This window comes from Salinicoccus cyprini (assembly GCF_007713705.1).
Classification (GTDB): domain Bacteria; phylum Bacillota; class Bacilli; order Staphylococcales; family Salinicoccaceae; genus Salinicoccus; species Salinicoccus cyprini.
Genome location: NZ_VMSJ01000005.1, coordinates 82,233 through 101,628, shown reverse-complemented (window position 1 = coordinate 101,628; position 19,396 = coordinate 82,233). Strand labels below are relative to the sequence as shown.

At 48.2% G+C, this 19,396-nt stretch carries 19 protein-coding genes and 1 other annotated feature; all 19 genes read right to left on the bottom strand.

Annotated elements, in window-relative coordinates:
* Nucleotides 1–107: 107 nt before the first annotated feature.
* The 19 genes from fusA to cysE all read right to left on the bottom strand — a co-directional run bounded on the left by fusA (nucleotide 108) and on the right by cysE (nucleotide 19,307).
* On the bottom strand, nucleotides 108–2,189 hold the full coding sequence (gene fusA, locus FO441_RS10945; RefSeq protein ID WP_145289981.1) for an elongation factor G: 2,082 nt from the start codon (nucleotides 2,187–2,189) through the stop codon (nucleotides 108–110).
* Between the two features lie 63 nt (nucleotides 2,190–2,252).
* The gene (gene rpsG, locus FO441_RS10940; RefSeq protein ID WP_145289978.1) at nucleotides 2,253–2,723 is read right to left on the bottom strand and encodes a 30S ribosomal protein S7; all 471 of its coding nucleotides are present in this window, start codon (nucleotides 2,721–2,723) and stop codon (nucleotides 2,253–2,255) included.
* A gap of 47 nt (nucleotides 2,724–2,770) precedes the next feature.
* The gene (gene rpsL / locus FO441_RS10935; protein ID WP_145289975.1) at nucleotides 2,771–3,187 is read right to left on the bottom strand and encodes a 30S ribosomal protein S12; all 417 of its coding nucleotides are present in this window, start codon (nucleotides 3,185–3,187) and stop codon (nucleotides 2,771–2,773) included.
* Nucleotides 3,188–3,412: 225 nt separating this feature from the next.
* Complete coding sequence (rpoC, locus tag FO441_RS10930; protein WP_145289972.1) at nucleotides 3,413–7,036, bottom strand: DNA-directed RNA polymerase subunit beta'; 3,624 nt, start codon at nucleotides 7,034–7,036, stop codon at nucleotides 3,413–3,415.
* A 37-nt stretch (nucleotides 7,037–7,073) separates the two neighbouring features.
* Complete coding sequence (rpoB, locus tag FO441_RS10925; protein ID WP_145289969.1) at nucleotides 7,074–10,610, bottom strand: DNA-directed RNA polymerase subunit beta; 3,537 nt, start codon at nucleotides 10,608–10,610, stop codon at nucleotides 7,074–7,076.
* Nucleotides 10,611–10,836: 226 nt separating this feature from the next.
* Nucleotides 10,837–11,436, bottom strand: coding sequence for a class I SAM-dependent methyltransferase (locus FO441_RS10920; protein ID WP_145289966.1), 600 nt, complete (start codon nucleotides 11,434–11,436; stop codon nucleotides 10,837–10,839).
* Nucleotides 11,437–11,534: 98 nt separating this feature from the next.
* The gene (gene rplL / locus FO441_RS10915) at nucleotides 11,535–11,903 is read right to left on the bottom strand and encodes a 50S ribosomal protein L7/L12 (RefSeq protein ID WP_145289963.1); all 369 of its coding nucleotides are present in this window, start codon (nucleotides 11,901–11,903) and stop codon (nucleotides 11,535–11,537) included.
* A 24-nt stretch (nucleotides 11,904–11,927) separates the two neighbouring features.
* On the bottom strand, nucleotides 11,928–12,428 hold the full coding sequence (gene rplJ / locus FO441_RS10910) for a 50S ribosomal protein L10 (RefSeq protein ID WP_145289961.1): 501 nt from the start codon (nucleotides 12,426–12,428) through the stop codon (nucleotides 11,928–11,930).
* Nucleotides 12,429–12,456: 28 nt separating this feature from the next.
* Nucleotides 12,457–12,602 (bottom strand) — a sequence feature (ribosomal protein L10 leader region).
* A gap of 49 nt (nucleotides 12,603–12,651) precedes the next feature.
* Nucleotides 12,652–13,347: a 50S ribosomal protein L1 gene (gene rplA / locus FO441_RS10905; protein ID WP_145289959.1), complete on the bottom strand. Its 696-nt coding sequence runs from the start codon at nucleotides 13,345–13,347 to the stop codon at nucleotides 12,652–12,654.
* Between the two features lie 77 nt (nucleotides 13,348–13,424).
* Nucleotides 13,425–13,850 (bottom strand): 50S ribosomal protein L11, encoded by a 426-nt coding sequence (gene rplK, locus FO441_RS10900; protein WP_145289956.1) that lies wholly within the window; start codon nucleotides 13,848–13,850, stop codon nucleotides 13,425–13,427.
* A gap of 139 nt (nucleotides 13,851–13,989) precedes the next feature.
* Complete coding sequence (gene nusG / locus FO441_RS10895) at nucleotides 13,990–14,529, bottom strand: transcription termination/antitermination protein NusG (RefSeq protein ID WP_145289953.1); 540 nt, start codon at nucleotides 14,527–14,529, stop codon at nucleotides 13,990–13,992.
* Between the two features lie 16 nt (nucleotides 14,530–14,545).
* On the bottom strand, nucleotides 14,546–14,722 hold the full coding sequence (gene secE / locus FO441_RS10890; protein ID WP_017549978.1) for a preprotein translocase subunit SecE: 177 nt from the start codon (nucleotides 14,720–14,722) through the stop codon (nucleotides 14,546–14,548).
* A gap of 18 nt (nucleotides 14,723–14,740) precedes the next feature.
* Complete coding sequence (gene rpmG / locus FO441_RS10885; protein ID WP_145289951.1) at nucleotides 14,741–14,875, bottom strand: 50S ribosomal protein L33; 135 nt, start codon at nucleotides 14,873–14,875, stop codon at nucleotides 14,741–14,743.
* Nucleotides 14,876–14,915: 40 nt separating this feature from the next.
* A complete protein-coding gene (locus tag FO441_RS10880; RefSeq protein WP_186365547.1) occupies nucleotides 14,916–15,554 on the bottom strand; it encodes an RNA polymerase sigma factor in 639 nt (212 codons plus the stop codon).
* A 62-nt stretch (nucleotides 15,555–15,616) separates the two neighbouring features.
* A complete protein-coding gene (locus tag FO441_RS10875) occupies nucleotides 15,617–16,144 on the bottom strand; it encodes an NYN domain-containing protein (protein WP_145289945.1) in 528 nt (175 codons plus the stop codon).
* A gap of 1 nt (nucleotide 16,145) precedes the next feature.
* Nucleotides 16,146–16,886 (bottom strand): 23S rRNA (guanosine(2251)-2'-O)-methyltransferase RlmB, encoded by a 741-nt coding sequence (gene rlmB, locus FO441_RS10870; RefSeq protein ID WP_145289942.1) that lies wholly within the window; start codon nucleotides 16,884–16,886, stop codon nucleotides 16,146–16,148.
* Entirely contained in the window at nucleotides 16,879–17,280 is a 402-nt protein-coding gene (locus tag FO441_RS10865) for a Mini-ribonuclease 3 (RefSeq protein ID WP_246095130.1), read from the bottom strand. Before FO441_RS10865 ends, rlmB begins: the two co-directional genes overlap by 8 nt.
* The gene (gene cysS, locus FO441_RS10860) at nucleotides 17,273–18,667 is read right to left on the bottom strand and encodes a cysteine--tRNA ligase (protein ID WP_145289939.1); all 1,395 of its coding nucleotides are present in this window, start codon (nucleotides 18,665–18,667) and stop codon (nucleotides 17,273–17,275) included. Before cysS ends, FO441_RS10865 begins: the two co-directional genes overlap by 8 nt.
* The gene (cysE, locus tag FO441_RS10855; protein WP_145289936.1) at nucleotides 18,651–19,307 is read right to left on the bottom strand and encodes a serine O-acetyltransferase; all 657 of its coding nucleotides are present in this window, start codon (nucleotides 19,305–19,307) and stop codon (nucleotides 18,651–18,653) included. The genes cysS and cysE overlap by 17 nt, the downstream gene beginning before the upstream one ends.
* Nucleotides 19,308–19,396: the final 89 nt, after the last annotated feature.

Sequence of the window (19,396 nt, the reverse complement as noted above, 5' to 3'; positions counted from 1 at the left end):
TTAAATAAAGTAGTAGTTTATATTGAAACTCGAAGCGGGCTTACCCCGCTCGAGGTGTTTCTAAATCACTTATAAATGATTCAGGCTGAAAAATCAAGTGGTGCCGATTATGCACCTTTGTTTTTCTTGATGATTTCTTCAGAAATTGATTTAGGAACTTCTTCATAGTGACTGAAAGTCATTGTGTAAGTTCCACGACCTTGCGTGTTGGAACGCAGGTTGGTCGCATAACCGAACATTTCTGAAAGTGGTACGAATGCATTGACGATCTGTGCGTTACCACGTGCAGCCATACCTTCAACGCGTCCACGGCGGCTTGTGACGTCACCCATGATATCACCCATGTACTCTTCAGGCATAACGATTTCAACCTTCATGAGTGGTTCAAGAATCACTGGGTCACAAACTTTGGCAGCTTCTTTAAGTGCGAGTGAAGCAGCAACTTTGAAGGCCATTTCCGAGGAGTCGACATCGTGGTATGAACCATCAAAGAGTTTCGCTTTGACGTCTACCATTGGATAGCCGGCAAGTACACCATTTTCCATAGCGTCCTTGATACCTGCTTCAACGGATGGGATATATTCACGTGGTACAACACCACCGACGATAGCATTTTCGAACTCGAAACCGCCACCGACTTCATTAGGTGTGAATTCGATGTGAACGTCACCGTATTGACCACGACCACCGGATTGACGCGTGAATTTACCTTGAACAGCAGCCTGTTTTTTGAATGTTTCACGGTAGGATACCATTGGTGCACCTACGTTACATTCAACTTTGAATTCACGTTTCATACGGTCGACAAGGATATCAAGGTGAAGCTCACCCATACCACCGATGATGACCTGTCCAGTCTCGTTGTCAGTGTGTGCTGTGAATGTAGGGTCCTCTTCCTGAAGCTTGACAAGTGCACTCGTCATCTTGTCCTGGTCCGCTTTGGATTTAGGTTCTACAGACAGGTGGATAACCGGTTCAGGGAATTCCATGGACTCGAGAATAACCTGACTCTTTTCGTCACATAGTGTATCTCCAGTTCCAGTATCCTTAAGTCCTACTGCTGCAGCGATATCGCCTGCGTATACAGTCGAGATCTCCTCACGGGAGTTCGCGTGCATCTGCAGTATACGTCCGACACGCTCACGCTTGTCTTTCGTAGTGTTTCTGATATATGAACCTGCATCCAGTGTACCGGAATACACACGGAAGAAAGTAAGTTTACCTACGAATGGGTCACTCATTACTTTGAATGCAAGTGCTGCAAACGGCTCGGAATCATCCGGTTTAGCAATGATCTCCTCATCTTCATCGTCCTTCTTGTGTCCAACGATAGGTTTAACATCAAGTGGGGACGGAAGATAGTCGATTGCTGCATTCAGAAGCAGCTGGACACCTTTGTTTTTGAAGGCTGTACCACAGAGTACAGGGTAAAATTCAACATCACATGTTGCCTGACGGATAGCTGCTTTCAACTCATCAGTTGAAATCTCTTCTCCACCCAGGTATTTTTCCATGATATCTTCATTTACATCTGCGAGGCCTTCGATCAGACCTTCTCTGAGAGAATCAACTTTATCCTGGTATTCTGCAGGAATTTCAATCTCATTGATTTCAGTACCAAGGTCATTGTTATAATGGAATGCTTTGTTTTCCACGAGATCGATGATGCCTGTGAAGTCATCTTCAGCACCGATCGGATACTGGATCGGGTGTGCATTCGCTTGCAGACGTTCTTTGATTGTGTTGACTGAGTACTCGAAATCAGCACCGATCTTATCCATCTTGTTGACGAATACAACACGTGGAACACCGTAGGTTGTCGCCTGTCTCCAGACAGTTTCTGTCTGAGGCTCAACGCCGGACTGTGCATCAAGTACAGCTACTGCACCATCAAGTACACGGAGGGAACGTTCAACTTCAACAGTGAAGTCTACGTGTCCTGGTGTATCGATGATGTTTACGCGGTGACCTTCCCACTGCGCAGTTGTAGCAGCAGATGTAATCGTAATCCCACGTTCTTGTTCCTGCTCCATCCAGTCCATCTGGGATGCACCTTCGTGAGTTTCACCAATCTTGTGAATACGGCCTGTGTAATAAAGAATACGTTCAGTCGTCGTCGTCTTACCAGCATCGATGTGAGCCATGATACCGATATTACGCGTTTTTTCTAAAGAGAATTCTCTTGCCATTGGTATCCTTTTCTCCTTCCAGGAATGGGATGAAATTAAGCTTAGCGGCTTGAGCCCCGCCTACTACCAGCGGTAGTGGGCGAATGCTCTGTTTGCTTCAGCCATCTTGTGTGTATCTTCACGCTTCTTAACAGCTCCGCCTGTATTGTTGGCAGCGTCAAGAATTTCATTCGCTAGGCGCTCTTCCATTGTCTTTTCCCCACGCAGACGTGCGTAGTTCACGAGCCAACGAAGTCCAAGAGTTGTACGGCGGTCCGCACGCACCTCTACTGGTACCTGGTAGTTTGAACCACCAACACGACGCGCTTTAACTTCAAGTACTGGCATGATGTTCTCGATCGCTTCATCAAAAACTTCGATTGCATCTCTGCCGGAACGTTCCTGTACAAGATCGAATGCTTTATAGAGAATTCTTTGGGATGTACCGCGTTTTCCATCCACCATCATTTTATTGATGAGTTTCGTCACAAGTTTGGAATTGTGAATCGGATCTGGCAATACGTCTCTTTTAGCAACTGGTCCTTTACGTGGCATAGTCATCCTCCTTTCAAATATTATTTCATCCAGTCATCATGAATGGACTATTTCTGCTTAGGGCGTTTAGTACCGTATAGTGAACGGCCTTGCTTGCGGTCGTTGACACCAGAAGTATCAAGCGCACCACGTACGATGTGGTAACGTACACCAGGAAGGTCTTTTACACGTCCTCCACGGATCAGTACAACACTGTGCTCCTGAAGGTTGTGTCCAATTCCAGGGATATATGCGTTTACTTCGATAGTATTGGAAAGTCTCACACGCGCATATTTACGCAGGGCGGAGTTCGGTTTCTTAGGTGTCATTGTTCCGACACGTGTGCAGACACCGCGTTTTTGAGGCGCACTCTCATCCGTCATACGTTTTTTAAGGCTGTTGAAGCCTCTGTTCAATGCTGGTGATCCTGATTTTTTGCCTTTAGTTTGACGAGGTTTTCTAACTAGCTGATTAATCGTTGGCATGGTATTCCTCCTCTCTTCATTAATCCCACACATCCAGGTGGTTCATTTTTAGGGTATAAAAAATGTGTAAGAACCAAATCTTACATTTCAACATTTTGTCTCTCCATACTGACCTCACGGATCCCATATAGAGTAACCTTAATAATAATAGCATCTGCCCATGGTCATGTCAACAAAATACACTAAAAAAACAGGTCCTCCCATATATATGAGAGGACCTTGCTTCTAATCTTCTATCAGGACTTCTTCTCTCTCTACTGCTTCTTCATTTTTCTCTACATCAATTTCGACGTCGCGGTATTTCGGCATGCCTGTGCCGGCTGGAATCAGCTTACCGATGATGACATTCTCCTTGAGTCCGAGAAGTTCATCACGCTTGCCTTTGATTGCAGCATCTGTGAGTACTCTTGTTGTTTCCTGGAAGCTGGCTGCAGAAAGGAAGCTTTCTGTTTCAAGTGATGCTTTCGTGATACCGAGCAGAACAGGCTTGGCTGTCGCCGGTCTCTTGCGCTTTTTGAAGATTTCTCTATTTGCATCAGTAAATGCATGGATATCAACAAGTGCACCCGGGAGCAGTGATGTGTCTCCGGCATCGATGATTCTTACTTTCCTGAGCATCTGTCTGACCATGACCTCGACGTGCTTGTCGTCGATTTCAACACCCTGCATACGGTATACCTTCTGTACTTCTTTCAGGAGGTATTCCTGAGTGTGGTTCAGACCAGCAACACCGAGAAGTTCCTTCGGTTCGATGGAACCTTCCGTAAGGATTTCACCAGGACCAACCTGATCGCCGATTTCGACGAGTACACGCGCTGTTGCCGGCGCTGTGTATGTCTTCGTCTCCTGTTCACCTTTGACCTTGATCTCCTGCTGGCGGTCTTTGACGATTTCAATATCCGTAACTGCACCACGGATTTCGGAAATCATCGCCTGACCCTTCGGATTACGTGCTTCAAAGAGCTCCTGGATACGCGGCAGACCTTGCGTGATGTCACTTCCGGCAACCCCACCTGTGTGGAAGGTACGCATTGTAAGCTGTGTACCTGGTTCACCGATGGACTGGGCAGCGATTGTACCGACTGCTTCGCCCACTTCGACTTTTTCACCAGTTGCAAGGTTTTTACCGTAGCAGCGTTCACATACACCATGACGTGTATTACATGTGAATGCAGAACGGATGTACATTTCCTCAAGACCACTGCTTACAATTTCCTTCGCCAGTTCAGGCGTGATGAGTTCGTTTGACTTCACAATGATCTCTTTAGTTTCAGGGTGTCTTACCGTCTCTTTCGAGTAGCGTCCTTCCAGACGGTCGATGAACGGCTCGATCAGCTCTGAACCTTCTGTCAGTGCACGGACAAGGAGACCTTTGTCTGTTCCACAGTCCTCTTCACGGACGATGACATCCTGTGCCACATCAACCAGTCTTCTTGTAAGATAACCGGAGTCGGCCGTCTTGAGTGCCGTATCGGCAAGACCTTTACGGGCACCGTGTGTGGAGATGAAGTACTCGAGTACTGTCAGCCCTTCACGGAAACTGGATTTGATCGGCAGTTCGATGATCTGTCCGGACGGGTTGGCCATGAGTCCACGCATACCTGCAAGCTGCGTGAAGTTGGAGGCATTACCACGGGCTCCGGAGTCACTCATCATGAAAATCGGATTCAGACGGTGGAGGGAAGCCATCAGACGATCCTGGATGACATCCTTCGCTCTTGTCCACAGTTCAATGACTGCACCATAGCGTTCCGCTTCAGTGATCAGACCACGTGCAAACTGTTTCTGGACCTTCTCGACTTTTTCTTCCGTCTCGTCGATGATCTGCTGCTTGTCCGGCAGGACGACGATATCGGAGACACCGACTGTGATGCCGGCTTTGGAAGAGTATTTGAAGCCGAGATCCTTCATGCGGTCAAGCATGACGGAAGTTTCAGTGATGTGGAACTTGTTGAAGACTTCAGCGATGATCTGGCCAAGGAATTTCTTGTTGAAAGGCTGCACAATCGGCTCATCTTTGAATCTTTCGGCAAGCCCGCCTTCACCGAGCTCTTCGACGGATACGAAATAGCGGTCCGGTATCTGGAACTCGAGGTTTTCCCTTGTCGGTTCGTTCAAGTAAGGGAAGGATGGCGGCATGATTTCATTGAAGATGACCTTGCCTGTTGTTGTCATCAGAATCTTGCCTTTATGCGCCTCTGGGAACTTCGCGGATTCAAGTGAATCTGTGTGCAGACCAATACGTGTATGCAGCTGTACATAACCGTTCTGGTAGGCCATGACGACTTCATTTGCATCTTTGAAGATATGTCCTTCGCGTTTTGTGAACTCTCTTTCGAGCGTCAGGTAGTAGTTGCCAAGTACCATATCCTGTGAAGGTGTAACGACCGGCTTGCCATCCTTAGGGTTCAGGATGTTCTGGGCAGCGAGCATCAGCATGCGTGCTTCCGCCTGCGCTTCTTTGGAAAGTGGTACGTGTACTGCCATCTGGTCACCATCAAAGTCGGCATTATAAGCTGTTGTTACCAGCGGGTGCAGACGGATGGCACGGCCTTCAACGAGTGTCGCTTCGAATGCCTGGATACCCAGACGGTGGAGTGTCGGTGCACGGTTCAGAAGTACCGGGTGCTCTTTGATTACATCTTCAAGCACATCCCATACGTCATCTTCCATACGTTCAATTTTGCCTTTGGCATTCTTGATGTTTGTCGCCATTTCACGCGCAACGAGTTCCTTCATGACGAAAGGCTTGAAGAGTTCGAGTGCCATTTCCTTAGGGAGACCACACTGGTACATCTTCAGGCTTGGTCCGACAACGATTACGGAACGGCCGGAATAGTCGACACGTTTACCGAGAAGGTTCTGACGGAAACGGCCCTGCTTACCTTTAAGCATGTGGGACAAGGATTTGAGCGGACGGTTTCCTGGTCCCGTTACCGGGCGGCCACGGCGTCCGTTATCAATCAGTGCATCCACTGCTTCCTGCAGCATGCGCTTCTCATTCTGTACGATGATGCCGGGAGCACCAAGGTCGAGCAGACGCTTCAGACGATTGTTACGGTTGATGACACGACGGTACAGATCGTTCAGGTCACTTGTGGCGAAACGTCCACCATCAAGCTGGACCATCGGACGGATTTCCGGCGGGATGATCGGCAGAACATCAAGAATCATCCATGACGGATCATTTCCGGAGCTGCGGAATGACTCGACAACTTCCAGACGTTTGATTGCTCTTGTCAGACGCTGGCCTGTCGCTGTTTCAAGTTCTTTTCTGAGCATTTCAAGCTCGGATTCGAGATTGACATCCATCAGAAGTTCCTTGATCGCTTCGGCACCCATCTTCGCAGTGAAAGTATTACCATGCTTGTCGTAGTACTCCCTGTACTCGCGTTCAGTCATGAGCTGCTTCTGCTCAAGTCCCGTGGAACCTGGTTTGATTACGACGTAGGACGCAAAGTAGATGACTTCTTCAAGTGAGCGCGGTGACATGTCAAGAAGCAGTCCCATTCTGGATGGGATGCCCTTGAAGTACCAGATGTGGGAGACAGGGGCAGCAAGTTCGATATGCCCCATTCTCTCACGTCTTACTTTTGCACGTGTCACTTCAACACCACAACGATCACAGACCATGCCTTTGTATCTGACACGCTTGTATTTTCCACAACTACATTCCCAGTCCTTCGTAGGACCGAAAATCTTCTCACAGAACAGACCGTCCCTTTCAGGTTTCAGTGTTCTGTAGTTGATTGTTTCCGGCTTTTTGACTTCCCCGAAAGACCATGAACGGATCTTTTCTGATGAAGCCAGACCTATTTTCATATATTGAAATCTATTTACATCTATCAATGAGCTTTCCTCCCTAAAGTTTTATCAAGCTCAATCATCATTCAGTAACATCTTCAGTTGCAGCGCTTGTTTTCTCGCTTAGATTCATCTGATTGGATGCATCATCCTCTTCAGTATCACGCATCTCTATTTCTTCATCGTTCTCATCGAGGATGTTGACATCGAGGCCAAGACTCTGGAGTTCCTTCATCAGTACGCGGAAGGACTCAGGTACTCCAGGTTTAGGGACATTTTCACCTTTTACGATTGCTTCGTAGGTTTTCACACGGCCTACAGTATCATCCGACTTGACGGTCAGGATTTCCTGCAGTGTATAGGCAGCACCATATGCTTCCAGTGCCCATACTTCCATTTCCCCGAAACGCTGACCACCGAATTGTGCTTTACCACCAAGCGGCTGCTGTGTAACAAGGGAGTATGGTCCGGTACTTCTTGCGTGAAGTTTGTCATCAACCATGTGTGCGAGTTTCAGCATATACATGACACCGACGGAAATACGGCTCTCGAACGGTTCGCCTGTACGGCCATCGTAGAGTACTGTCTTACCATCGCGGGCAAGACCGGCTTCTGCCATCGTATCCCACACATCTTCCTCGTTGGCACCATCGAATACCGGTGAAGCCATTTTCAGACCCATTGCACGGGCAGCCATGCCGAGGTGAAGCTCAAGCACCTGACCGATGTTCATACGGGAAGGTACACCAAGTGGGTTGAGCATGATATCAATCGGTGTGCCATCCGGCATGTAAGGCATATCTTCTTCCGGAAGAATTCTGGAGATTACACCTTTGTTGCCGTGTCGGCCACACATCTTATCCCCTACGCTGATCTTACGCTTCTGGACGATGTAGACACGTACAAGCTGGTTGACCCCTGGAGAAAGTTCGTCGCCGTCTTCACGGTTGAAGACTTTGACATCAAGGACGATACCACCGGCACCGTGTGGCACACGGAGTGATGTATCGCGCACTTCACGTGCTTTTTCTCCGAAGATGGCATGCAGAAGACGTTCTTCAGCCGTCAGCTCCGTTACACCTTTAGGCGTTACTTTACCGACGAGGATGTCGCCATCCTTGACCTCGGCACCAATGTGAACGATACCGCGCTCGTCGAGTTTCTTAAGCGCATTATCGGACACATTCGGGATATCTCTTGTGATCTCTTCAGGTCCGAGTTTTGTATCTCGGGATTCGGACTCGTATTCTTCGATATGGATGGAAGTGTAGACATCATCTTTCACAAGACGTTCACTCATGATGACGGCATCCTCATAGTTGTAGCCGTCCCATGTCATGAATCCGACGACAACGTTCTGTCCGAGTGCCATTTCACCATTGTCCATGGAAGGACCATCACCGAGGATCTCACCTTTCGACACGATGTCGCCTTTGGCAATGATCGGCTTCTGGTTGTAGCATGTACCGGAGTTTGAACGGATGAATTTGGACAGTCTATAGACGTCCTTTTCCGTTTCGATTTCTTTTCCATTCTCCTCGACGATGCGGCGGATATGGATCTCTTTCGCTTCCACGTGCTCAACACGGCCTCTATGGCGTGCAACAACTGCTGCACCGGAGTCGCGTGCAGCGACGTGCTCCATGCCTGTACCGATATGTGGAGATTGCGGTATCAGAAGCGGCACTGCCTGACGTTGCATGTTCGCACCCATCAGGGCACGGTTGGAGTCATCATTTTCAAGGAACGGGATACATGCTGTCGCGGCAGATACAACCTGCTTCGGCGATACGTCCATATAGTCCATGCGTTCTCTCGCCATTCTCGTGTTGTTCCCACGGAAGCGGCAGACGATTTCTTCTCTGATGAATGAACCATCCTCATCGAGGAGTGCATTGGCCTGTGCTACTACATAGCTGTCTTCTTCATCAGCTGTCAGGTAGTCGATCTGGCTGGTTACACGGTTTGTTTCCGGATCCACTCTTCTATATGGTGTTTCGATAAAGCCGAATTCGTTCACTCTTGCATAGCTGGACAGCGAGTTGATCAGCCCGATGTTCGGTCCCTCAGGCGTTTCAATCGGACACATGCGCCCGTAGTGGGAATAGTGTACATCTCGTACTTCCATACCTGCGCGTTCACGTGTCAGACCGCCGGGCCCAAGTGCAGACAGACGTCTTTTGTGTGTCAGTTCGGCAAGCGGATTCGTCTGGTCCATGAACTGTGACAGCTGGGAGCTGCCGAAGAATTCTTTGATTGATGCAATGACCGGTCGGATATTGATCAGCTGCTGTGGCGTAATGGATTCCGTGTCCTGGATGGACATGCGCTCCCTGACGACACGCTCCATACGGGACAGTCCGATTCTGAACTGGTTCTGCAGCAGTTCGCCGACAGAACGCAGACGACGGTTGCCCAGGTGGTCGATATCGTCAGTGTCGCCTACACCATGAAGCAGGTTGAAGAAATAGCTCATGGAAGCAATGATGTCGGACGGTGTGATTGATTTCACTTCAACATCCGGGAATGCATTGCCGATGATGGTAGTCGTACCATCTTCCTGGTTCGGTGCCTCTACTTTGATGGACTGGACTTCGATCGGTTCATCGAGCAGGCCATTTTCAAGGTGGAATGTTTCAAGATTCGCATCTGCCTCAAGTACGTCAATGATGCCATCCAGTGTGCGACGGTCGATCGTCGTACCTGCTTCGGCTATGATTTCACCGGTTTCCCTATCAACAATAGGTTCAGCAAGCACCTGGTTGAACAGGCGATTCTTAAGATGTAATTTTTTATTCATTTTGTAGCGTCCAACACTCGCAAGGTCGTAACGCTTCGGATCGAAGAACCTTGAATAGAGAAGATTTCTGGCATTCTCCACAGTTGGTGGTTCACCTGGGCGAAGTCGTTCGTAGATTTCTAGGAGTGCCTGATCCACTGTTTCTGTCGTGTCTTTTTCAAGTGTGTTTCTGATATATTCATTGTCACCAAGAAGATTGATGATCTCCTGGTCTGTAGAAAATCCAAGCGCTCTAAGCAGTATTGTCATTGGAAGCTTACGCGTACGGTCGATTCTTACATATACAATATCTTTAGCATCGATTTCGTATTCAAGCCATGCACCACGGTTTGGTATCACTGTTGCACCAAAGCTCGCCTTACCATTCTTGTCCGTTTTTTCCGAGTAGTACACAGATGGACTTCTGACAAGCTGCGATACGATTACGCGCTCTGCGCCGTTGATGATGAAAGTACCTGTATCCGTCATCAGTGGGAAATCGCCCATGAACACTTCCTGTTCCTTGACTTCACCCGTCTCTTTGATGACAAGACGTACTTTTACACGCAATGGTGCAGAATATGTGGCATCATGGTTCTTTGCTTCATCCTCATCATACTTGGGCTCGCCAAGCTTGTAGTCCACAAACTCCAAAGACATGTTCCCAGTGAAGTCCTCTACAGGCGAAATGTCCTTGAACATTTCAATAAGACCCGTTTCAAGGAACCAGTCATAGGATTTTGTCTGGATTTCGATCAGGTTCGGCAGATCCAATTTCTCTTCGATACGTGCATAGCTTCTGCGTTTAGCGTGTCTTCCATATTGAATCAGTTGACTCATCGACAGATTCACCCCTAATAAAAATTACGTAAAACATTCACCGAAGCAAGTTAAACAGTTAATAAGACAAAAAGAAAACGGAATCGAAACCAACCCCATTTTCTATTTATTAACAATATTTAATACGCTCCTGCCAATCGCAGCTCAAAAAGCGCATACGGATTGACATTATATTTTTACATTCTATAACTATACCATAGTACATTTGTCAAGTCAAACTTTATTACTACGCTTTGATGCCCTTCAGGACATGGTAGCCTTTATCCTTTGCGATCACTTCCACATTGCCGAACTGCGATTCGATTTCTTTTCTGTATGATGCCATGCCCTGCTTCTTCTGGACCACCATATAGAAGGCGCCGCCTGCACCAAGCCGATCATGTGCATCTTCAATCATCCCGATGACTGTGGGCTTGCCTGCACGGAACGGCGGATTCGTCACGTAGAAGGACACCGCCCCGGCGGGACATGCATCAAATTCCTCGCGATCCATGACTTTGGCCGCGACCCCATTGCGCCGGGCATTCTCTTCGCACAGCGCGAGCGCATCGGAATTGACCTCGACCATCAGCGGGCTTGCCCGCAAAACGTCTGCAAGGACAGTACCGACGGGCCCATAGCCTGCACCCATATCTATGAATGCATCATCTTCCGCCGTACTCCGGTCTTTGGCCACAGCATCGATCAGAACATGGGAACCGTAATCGACGCGATCTTTTGAGAAGACGCCGCGATCCGTCCTGAAACGATAGACTTTGTCATTGTAGCGAAATTCGATTTCCTTGTATTCGTGTTCAGTGTTGTTTCCAGTAAAATAATGGCTCATGGACATCACTCCTATGTAAAGACAGTTGCATAAGATAAGAAAGAGGCTCATTTAAACAATGGATGTTTAACATGAGCCTCAAAATACCTACACAAAAATTATTTAAGTTCTACGCTAGCGCCAACTTCTTCAAGTTGGGATTTAAGCTCTTCAGCTTCTTCTTTGGAAAGTCCTTCTTTAACGACTTTAGGTGCGCCGTCGACAACTTCTTTAGCGTCTTTAAGACCAAGACCAGTTGCTTCGCGAACAACTTTGATGACTTTGATTTTGGAAGATCCAGCGCTTGTAAGTTCAACGTCGAATTCAGTCTGCTCTTCAGCAGCTGCTTCACCAGCGCCAGCGCCTGCTGCTGCTACCGGTGCTGCAGCTGTTACGCCGAATTCTTCTTCAATTGCTTTAACAAGGTCGTTAAGTTCGAGTACGGACATTTCTTTAATTGCTTCAATGATTTGTTCGTTAGACATTATAATTCCTCCGTTTTTTAGTTTGGTTTAGGCTTCTTCGTTTTCTTTCTCTTCACCGATTGCTTTAACTGCATAGGCGAAGTTGCGTACTGGAGCCTGAAGTACAGAAAGTAGCATGGAAACAAGTCCATCCTTGTTCGGAAGCTTTGCGATCGCTTTTACATCTTCAGCTGGTGTGAACGCTCCTTCGATGATACCCGCTTTGATTTCCAAAGCTTCATGTGTCTTAGCGAATTCGTTGATGATCTTCGCAGGTGCAATCACATCTTCGTTGGAAAATGCAAGCGCGTTCGGACCTGTAAGGAACTCATTGATTTCAGTAAGTTCAGCTTTTTCAGCTGCACGGCGTGTCATCGTGTTCTTGTATACTTTGAACTCGATGCCCGCATCACGAAGCTGCTTACGCAGTTCAGTCATTTCTGATACTGAAAGTCCACGGTAGTCTACAAGTACTGTAGATACGGAGTTCTTAAGCTGGTCAGAGATCACATCTACGTGCTGCTTTTTAGCTTCAATCACATTTGACATAGTTACACCTCCATAATTTTTGTGTATTCGGTGCATTAAAAAAACACCTTTTACCCACGGCAAAAAGTGCTTGAATGTTTTAATATGAATTCAAGTCGTCATCATTTGCCTCGGCAGGATTGTGTTTTAAGCACAGGGTGCTCCTACTGTCTTCGGGAATATTAAAATACAACTGCAACTATACAGACTATAGATGCAGTTGTCAACATTTATTTTGCTGCTGTTAGACTCTTACTTCACCAGGGTCGACTTTGACACCAGGGCCCATAGTTGAAGTCACTGCTACGGATTTGAAGTAGACACCTTTGGCGGAAGCTGGTTTCGCTTTTGACAGCGCATCAGAGAGTGCTCTGAAGTTATCAGCGAGTTTCGCTTCATCGAAGGAGACTTTACCGATCGCTGCGTGTACAATACCAGATTTCTCTGCACGGTATTCAACTTTACCTGCTTTGATTTCTTCAACTGCTTTAGTAACATCCATAGTTACCGTACCTGTTTTAGGGTTTGGCATCAGACCTTTTGGTCCAAGCACACGGCCGAGTTTACCAACCTCACCCATCATGTCCGGTGTCGCTACGATGACATCAAAATCAAACCATCCACCATTGATCTTCTGGATGTAGTCCTGGTCGCCTACGTAGTCTGCACCTGCTGCTTCTGCTTCTTTTGCCTTGTCGCCTTTGGCGAATACCAATACACGTTGTGACTTGCCAGTACCGTGCGGCAGAACGATTGCTCCACGGATCTGCTGATCGTTTTTACGCGTATCAATACCCAGACGGAAAGCTACTTCTACAGAAGCGTCGAAGTTTACAGTGCTTGTTTCTTTAGCAAGTTTGACTGCTTCTTCTATACTATAAGACGCATTTTGATCAAACTTCTCAAGAGCAGCCTGATACTTTTTACTTCTCTTAGCCATTACTATTCCTCCTTGTGGTTATAGCGGGTTATCCTCCCACGTTTGTATTAATACTTTAATCTTATGATCAATTCAAATTAGTTTTCTACAGTGAAGCCCATGCTTCTTGCTGTACCTGCGACCATACGCATAGCCGCTTCCACGTCTGCTGCATTAAGGTCTTCCATTTTAGTTTCAGCAATTTCACGTACTTGCGCTTCAGTTACTGTTGCCACTTTGTTTTTATTAGGTTCGCCTGAACCTTTTTCAACATTGGCAGCTTTCTTAAGAAGAACTGCTGCTGGTGGAGTCTTTGTAACGAATGTGAAAGAACGGTCCTCGAATACGGAAATTTCAACCGGAATGATGAGACCAGCGTCCTCCTGTGTACGTGCATTGAATTCTTTACAGAATCCCATGATGTTTACACCTGCTTGACCTAGTGCCGGACCTACCGGTGGCGCCGGATTCGCTTTACCTGCAGGAATCTGCAATTTTACTACGTTGATTACTTTTTTAGCCACGATGTGCACCTCCTCGTTATCGTGATGTGGTCATAGGATGTCAGTTTTCATCCTCCCACTCGCATCATAAAAAAGATGGTCGAACAAAAATTCGACCATGATAATATACCATTATTCCACTGATAATACAAGACACTTATTACAATTTTTCGATCTGATCGAACTCCACTTCAACCGGCGTCTCGCGACCGAACATTTCCACGAGCACTGTAAGCTTGTAATGCTCTTCGTCGATCGAACGGATTTCTCCGGTCTGGTTTTTGAAAGGTCCATCGACGATGTTGACCGATTCTCCAACTTCGACTTCGAAATCCACTGTACGTTCCGTCATGCCCATGGACTTCAGAATGAACTTGACTTCTTCCGGCAATAGCGGATTCGGCTTGCTGCCTGCACCCTGTGAACCAACAAAGCCGGTTACACCGGGCGTGTTGCGCACGATATACCATGATTCATCCGTCATGACCAGTTCCACAAGCACATAGCCCGGAAATGTCTTTTTCATCGCCGTCTTGCGCTTGCCGTCCTTCACTGTCGTCTCCTCATCTTCAGGAATGATGACACGGAAGATCTGATCCTGCATGTTCATGGATTCAAGGCGGGCCTCGAGATTCGCTTTTACTTTATTTTCATATCCGGAATAGGTGTGCACGGCATACCAGTTCTTTTCTCCAGACATAGTATCTCTCCTTTGGTTACATTAAGTCTATGATAGCGGAGATACCCAGGTCCAGCGCATAGAAGAACGCCAGAAAGAATATCACTGTGAGCATGACGACGGTTGTATAGCGTACTGTTTCCTGACCAGTCGGCCAGCTTACTTTTTTCATTTCGCTGACGACATTCTGCAGGAAATTTTTATTGTTTGCCATCGGTTGCTTCCTCCTGTATCAGATGGAACTCTTATGAGTCGTATGCCGGTTGCACGTCTTGCAGTGCTTTCTGAGAACGAGCCTTTTCTTATGCTCGGTTTCAGTCGTGTAGTTGCGCGACCCGCATTCGGTGCATATCAATGCCACTTTCATCATAAAATCCTCATTTCAATTCTAATTTACTATAACGATTTCAGTCGACGTTGTCAAATGCATCCTCGGCCCATTCAGCCGAGACCAGGCGCTCTTTTTTACGTCTGATGCGGTGGAGCGTATTGATGACACTTTTGCGTTCAAGCGCAAATTCCCTGCATACATCATCGATATCATGGCCCTTGCCAAGGTATTCAAGCACCATCCGCTCAAGCGGCGAGCATACGCCCTTCTTATGCATCAGATACTGGAGCTGCTCCTCCCTGACCATCATGTTGATCGGGTCGGCTTCCTCCTCATCCTTATCCACCGGCTTCGGCAGCCGCCTGTCCTCGACCGTCATGCTTTCGTTATAGTACTTCAGACCGTGCGTCCGCATGCGGGATTTCATTTCAAAGCGCAGTGTGCGGAACAGATAGTGGCGGTAGCGCCCCCGCCCGCTCTGATAGCGGTGGCACAGCCTGAGTGCCGCCTCCATCATATCCTGCTCCATATCCTCCCGTTCATGGAAGTGGTCCATGTACCGGTAGCTCATCCGGCTGATCTGCGGCCTCAGCTTCTCATCCATGAGATCGAAGGCTTCCATATCGCCTTCACGTACTCTGGCTGCCAGTGCATCCAGTGTATCATCGATATTTTTCTCCCTGACTGTAAAATGAAATGCAGTAATCTGGTACATGTCCCCACTCCCCTTGTCCATCTAAAGAAATAATAAGAGGGAATGGCGCCAAGTTCAATACGCTAGAATCGGCCCCGGCGCCATTTTTCAAGTTTTGCCTGGACATCCTCGCCGATATTCAATTTCTGCCTGGGCATTTTCTCGTTAATCGAGTCTATCTTCCTGCTGATATTTTTTTCAGCTTCCGCCAGGTTCACCCACATCTCCCTGGAAGATATCCGGTAGGCACCGAGAGCAAAAATGGCATTCTGCTCCGTGAGATCGCTGGTCACTACACTGATTTCGCATAGATGCGGATGATAGTGGTCATGGACGAAACGCTCGATGTACTCATCGGCCGTCTCTTTTTCCTTCGTGTAGACTACTGTTACGCCATGAAAGTCCAGCAGACTTTCGTTCGAACGGACTTCGTAGGCATCGAATACACATATGATTTCATAGTTTGCGACCGACAGGTACTCGGCCAGTGCACCAAGCACCTTTTCTCTCGGAATTTCTAGCGACTGGAAGGATTCCCTGTGCAGTTCCTGGTTCGCGCCGATCAGATTATAGCCATCCACTATCAGTATGCGTCTCTTTTTTCGCTGCATATCATCCACGCCCGATATCATTCTGCTTACGGAACACTTCATACATCAGAAGCGCCGCTGAAACCGAAGCATTGAGGCTCGTAATATGGCCGACCATCGGAATGCGTACGACAAAGTCGCACTTTTCGAGTGTTTTTCTGCTGATGCCATTCCCTTCGCTGCCGACAACGAGCACTGTATTGACATCTGCTGCCATCTCCCTGTAGTCCATCTGTCCTGCGCCGTCACTGCCGGCAACCCAGAACCCCTTCTCCTTCAGCTTGTCGATCGTCTGGTTGATGTTGGTCACCCGCACGACCGGCACATGCTCTATGGCACCGGTTGATGTTCTGGCGACCGTATCGGTAAGCTGCACCGACCGCCGGTTCGGTATGATGACACCATCAAATCCGGTGGCATCACACGTTCTCAGTATGGAGCCCAGGTTATGCGGATCTTCCAGACCATCGAGGATGACCAGGTTTGCCTGTTTCCCTTCAACACGGGCCATCAGTGTTTCAAAAGGCATGTACTCATGGGGACTGCCAAGGGCGATGACACCCTGGTGCCGCTCGTCGGTCAATCCATCGAGCTTCGATTTCGGCACTGTCTGGACAATCACCTTCTTGTTTCTCGCAGCATCCATAATTTCCTTGACCTGCCCTTTATTCACCGAATCCTGGATGAGCACCTTGTTGATGTCGGCACCACTCTGCAGTGCCTCACGTACCGCATGGCGGCCTGCAATTACTGAATCACTCATCATTATCCCTCCCTGTTTCCAAAATGATTTCCATCAGCTCATCAATCCGGTTACGATTGCCGGAAATATGAAGATGGCCGATAAGCGCCTCCAGTCCGGAAGCATTTCTATAGTCTTTGATTGAAGCATTCTTCGCTCTTGTGGCACTTGACTTGTTTCTCGCTTTCCTCGCAATATCCCACTCATCCTCAGTCAGCACATTCTTGCGCAGATGATCAAGTGCTTCGGCCTGCGCCCCTGCATTGACCAGCCTGTTGGCCTCCCGATGGATGGCATCCGGCTTCAGATAGGGCTTTTCAATCAGCAGGTGGGTGCGTACATATACCGAATATACGGCGTCCCCGACAAAGGCCAAGGACAGCGGCTGCATCGTCTCCGGTCGGTGATCAGCCACGTCTGAAGCGCACGCCTTCCTTCGTATCCTCGAGAATGATGCCCTGGTCCTTCAGTTCATCACGAATCTGATCTGCACGCGCAAAGTCCCTGTTCTTCCTTGCTTCATTGCGTTCTTCGATCAGCGCTTCGATCTCCTCATCGAGCAGCACTTCCGCTTCATCAAGCTCAACGCCGAGAACTCCGCTGTATACATCGAAGGCCTGGATGAAGCGGTTCAGAACATCTTCGGATGTTGTCGTGCGGCGCAGGTATTTATTGAGTTCGGTTGCCAGATCATGCCATGCCGTTATGGCATTGGCCGTATTGAAGTCATCATCCATATGGGACTCGAACGTTGCAAGGTTGTCGGTAATGATCTGGTTGAGCACTTCATCGCCACCATTGCCGACGGCCGTACCTAGCCGCTCCTTGGCCTGTAGGTAGCTCGACTGGATGCGCTTCAGTCCGTTCTCAGCCGCTTCCACGAGTTCGCGGTTATAGTTGATCGGATTGCGGTAATGGACACTGATCATGAAGAAGCGCAGCACATTCGGATTGATCTCCTTGATGATATCGTGGACGAGGATGAAGTTGCCGAGGGACTTCGACATCTTTTCGTTGTCGATATTGATGTAGCCGTTATGCATCCAGTAGTTTGCAAATGTGCTGTCCGTCATGCATTCACTCTGCGCAATTTCATTTTCATGGTGTGGGAAGGTCAGATCCTGTCCGCCGGCATGGATGTCGATTGTATCACCGAGATGACGGTGTGCCATGACACTGCATTCGATGTGCCAGCCGGGACGGCCATCACCCCAAGGTGAAGACCATTTGATTTCATCCGGTTTCGCCTGCTTCCACAGCACGAAATCGAGTGGATCCTGCTTCTTTTCACCCGTTTCGATTCTTGCACCCACTTTCAGATCATCGACCGACTGGTGGGAGAGCTTGCCATACTGGTCGAAGGAACGTGTTCTGAAATAGACATCCCCTTCCGACGCGTAGGCGTGTCCCTTGTCGACCAGTACCTGGATGAATTCGATGATGTCATCCATATGATCCATGACGCGTGGATGATGTGTCGCCCGTTTGACATTGAGAGCGCCTGTATCCTCAAAAAATGCATCGATGAAGCGGTTCGCAATGACCGGCACTTCCTCTTTCAGCTCGATCGATGCCTTGATGAGCTTGTCATCGACGTCGGTGAAGTTGGAGACATAGTCCACTTCGTAGCCTTTGTATTCAAGATAGCGTCGCACTGTATCGAATGCGATGGCCGGACGTGCATTGCCGATATGGATATAGTTGTATACTGTCGGACCGCATACGTACATTCTGACTCTACCCGCTTCAATCGGTTCGAATGTTTCCTTCTGCCGTGTTAAAGAGTTAAATATGAGAACCATTTTCTACCTCGTTCCTGACTTCGTTCCTGAAGTCTTTGATTTCGTCTTCCAAGCCCAGAATCATGTCCAGAATGGGATCTGGCAGATCGGCATGGTTCAAGTCTCTTGCATTTTTCACTTTTTCCCCCGCCTGTTTGACGACATATCCCGGAATGCCGACGACGGTCGAATCCCTGGGAATGTCCTTCAGGACGACGGAATTTGCCCCGATTTTCGAGTTTTCATGAATCCTTATATTCCCCAGCACTTTAGCTCCGGCGGCAATAAGTACGTTGTCATCAATATCAGGATGCCGCTTCTGTTCTTCCTTACCTGTCCCACCAAGTGTTACACCTTGATAGATGGTTACATTGTTGCCGATGCGGCACGTTTCACCTATGACGGTTCCCATGCCATGATCGATGAACAATCTGCGTCCGACCTCGGCGCCAGGATGAATTTCAATGCCGGTCAAAAAACGGGTCAATTGGGAGATGATGCGTGCACTTGTCGTAAAGTTCCTCTTATACAGCTTATGGGCGATCAGATGGGACCATATGGCATGAAGTCCCGAGGAGGTGGCAAGCACTTCCATACGGTTCTTGGCCGCCGGATCCATTTCCAGCACCATATTGACATCTTCTTTGATCCTGCTCAGCATTCTACAGTTCCTCCCTCCTATCTAAAAAAGGCCCCTGTCCGATTAGGACAGAGGCGCATCATTGCACGGTTCCACTCTGCTTGCAGCAC

What these genes read in the sequence shown, in the direction of transcription:
- rpoB (WP_145289969.1), bottom strand. Translation starts at nt 10,610, where the DNA reads ATGAGTCAACTGATTCAATATGGAAGACACGCTAAACGCAGAAGCTAT.
- rplJ (WP_145289961.1), bottom strand. Translation starts at nt 12,428, where the DNA reads ATGTCAAATGTGATTGAAGCTAAAAAGCAGCACGTAGATGTGATCTCT.
- rpsG (WP_145289978.1), bottom strand. Translation starts at nt 2,723, where the DNA reads ATGCCACGTAAAGGACCAGTTGCTAAAAGAGACGTATTGCCAGATCCG.
- fusA (WP_145289981.1), bottom strand. Translation starts at nt 2,189, where the DNA reads ATGGCAAGAGAATTCTCTTTAGAAAAAACGCGTAATATCGGTATCATG.
- rpmG (WP_145289951.1), bottom strand. Translation starts at nt 14,875, where the DNA reads ATGAAAGTGGCATTGATATGCACCGAATGCGGGTCGCGCAACTACACG.
- cysS (WP_145289939.1), bottom strand. Translation starts at nt 18,667, where the DNA reads ATGGTTCTCATATTTAACTCTTTAACACGGCAGAAGGAAACATTCGAA.
- FO441_RS10880 (WP_186365547.1), bottom strand. Translation starts at nt 15,554, where the DNA reads ATGTACCAGATTACTGCATTTCATTTTACAGTCAGGGAGAAAAATATC.
- FO441_RS10920 (WP_145289966.1), bottom strand. Translation starts at nt 11,436, where the DNA reads ATGAGCCATTATTTTACTGGAAACAACACTGAACACGAATACAAGGAA.
- secE (WP_017549978.1), bottom strand. Translation starts at nt 14,722, where the DNA reads ATGGCAAACAATAAAAATTTCCTGCAGAATGTCGTCAGCGAAATGAAA.
- FO441_RS10875 (WP_145289945.1), bottom strand. Translation starts at nt 16,144, where the DNA reads ATGCAGCGAAAAAAGAGACGCATACTGATAGTGGATGGCTATAATCTG.
- cysE (WP_145289936.1), bottom strand. Translation starts at nt 19,307, where the DNA reads ATGCTGAGCAGGATCAAAGAAGATGTCAATATGGTGCTGGAAATGGAT.
- rlmB (WP_145289942.1), bottom strand. Translation starts at nt 16,886, where the DNA reads ATGAGTGATTCAGTAATTGCAGGCCGCCATGCGGTACGTGAGGCACTG.
- rpsL (WP_145289975.1), bottom strand. Translation starts at nt 3,187, where the DNA reads ATGCCAACGATTAATCAGCTAGTTAGAAAACCTCGTCAAACTAAAGGC.
- nusG (WP_145289953.1), bottom strand. Translation starts at nt 14,529, where the DNA reads ATGTCTGGAGAAAAGAACTGGTATGCCGTGCACACCTATTCCGGATAT.
- rplA (WP_145289959.1), bottom strand. Translation starts at nt 13,347, where the DNA reads ATGGCTAAGAGAAGTAAAAAGTATCAGGCTGCTCTTGAGAAGTTTGAT.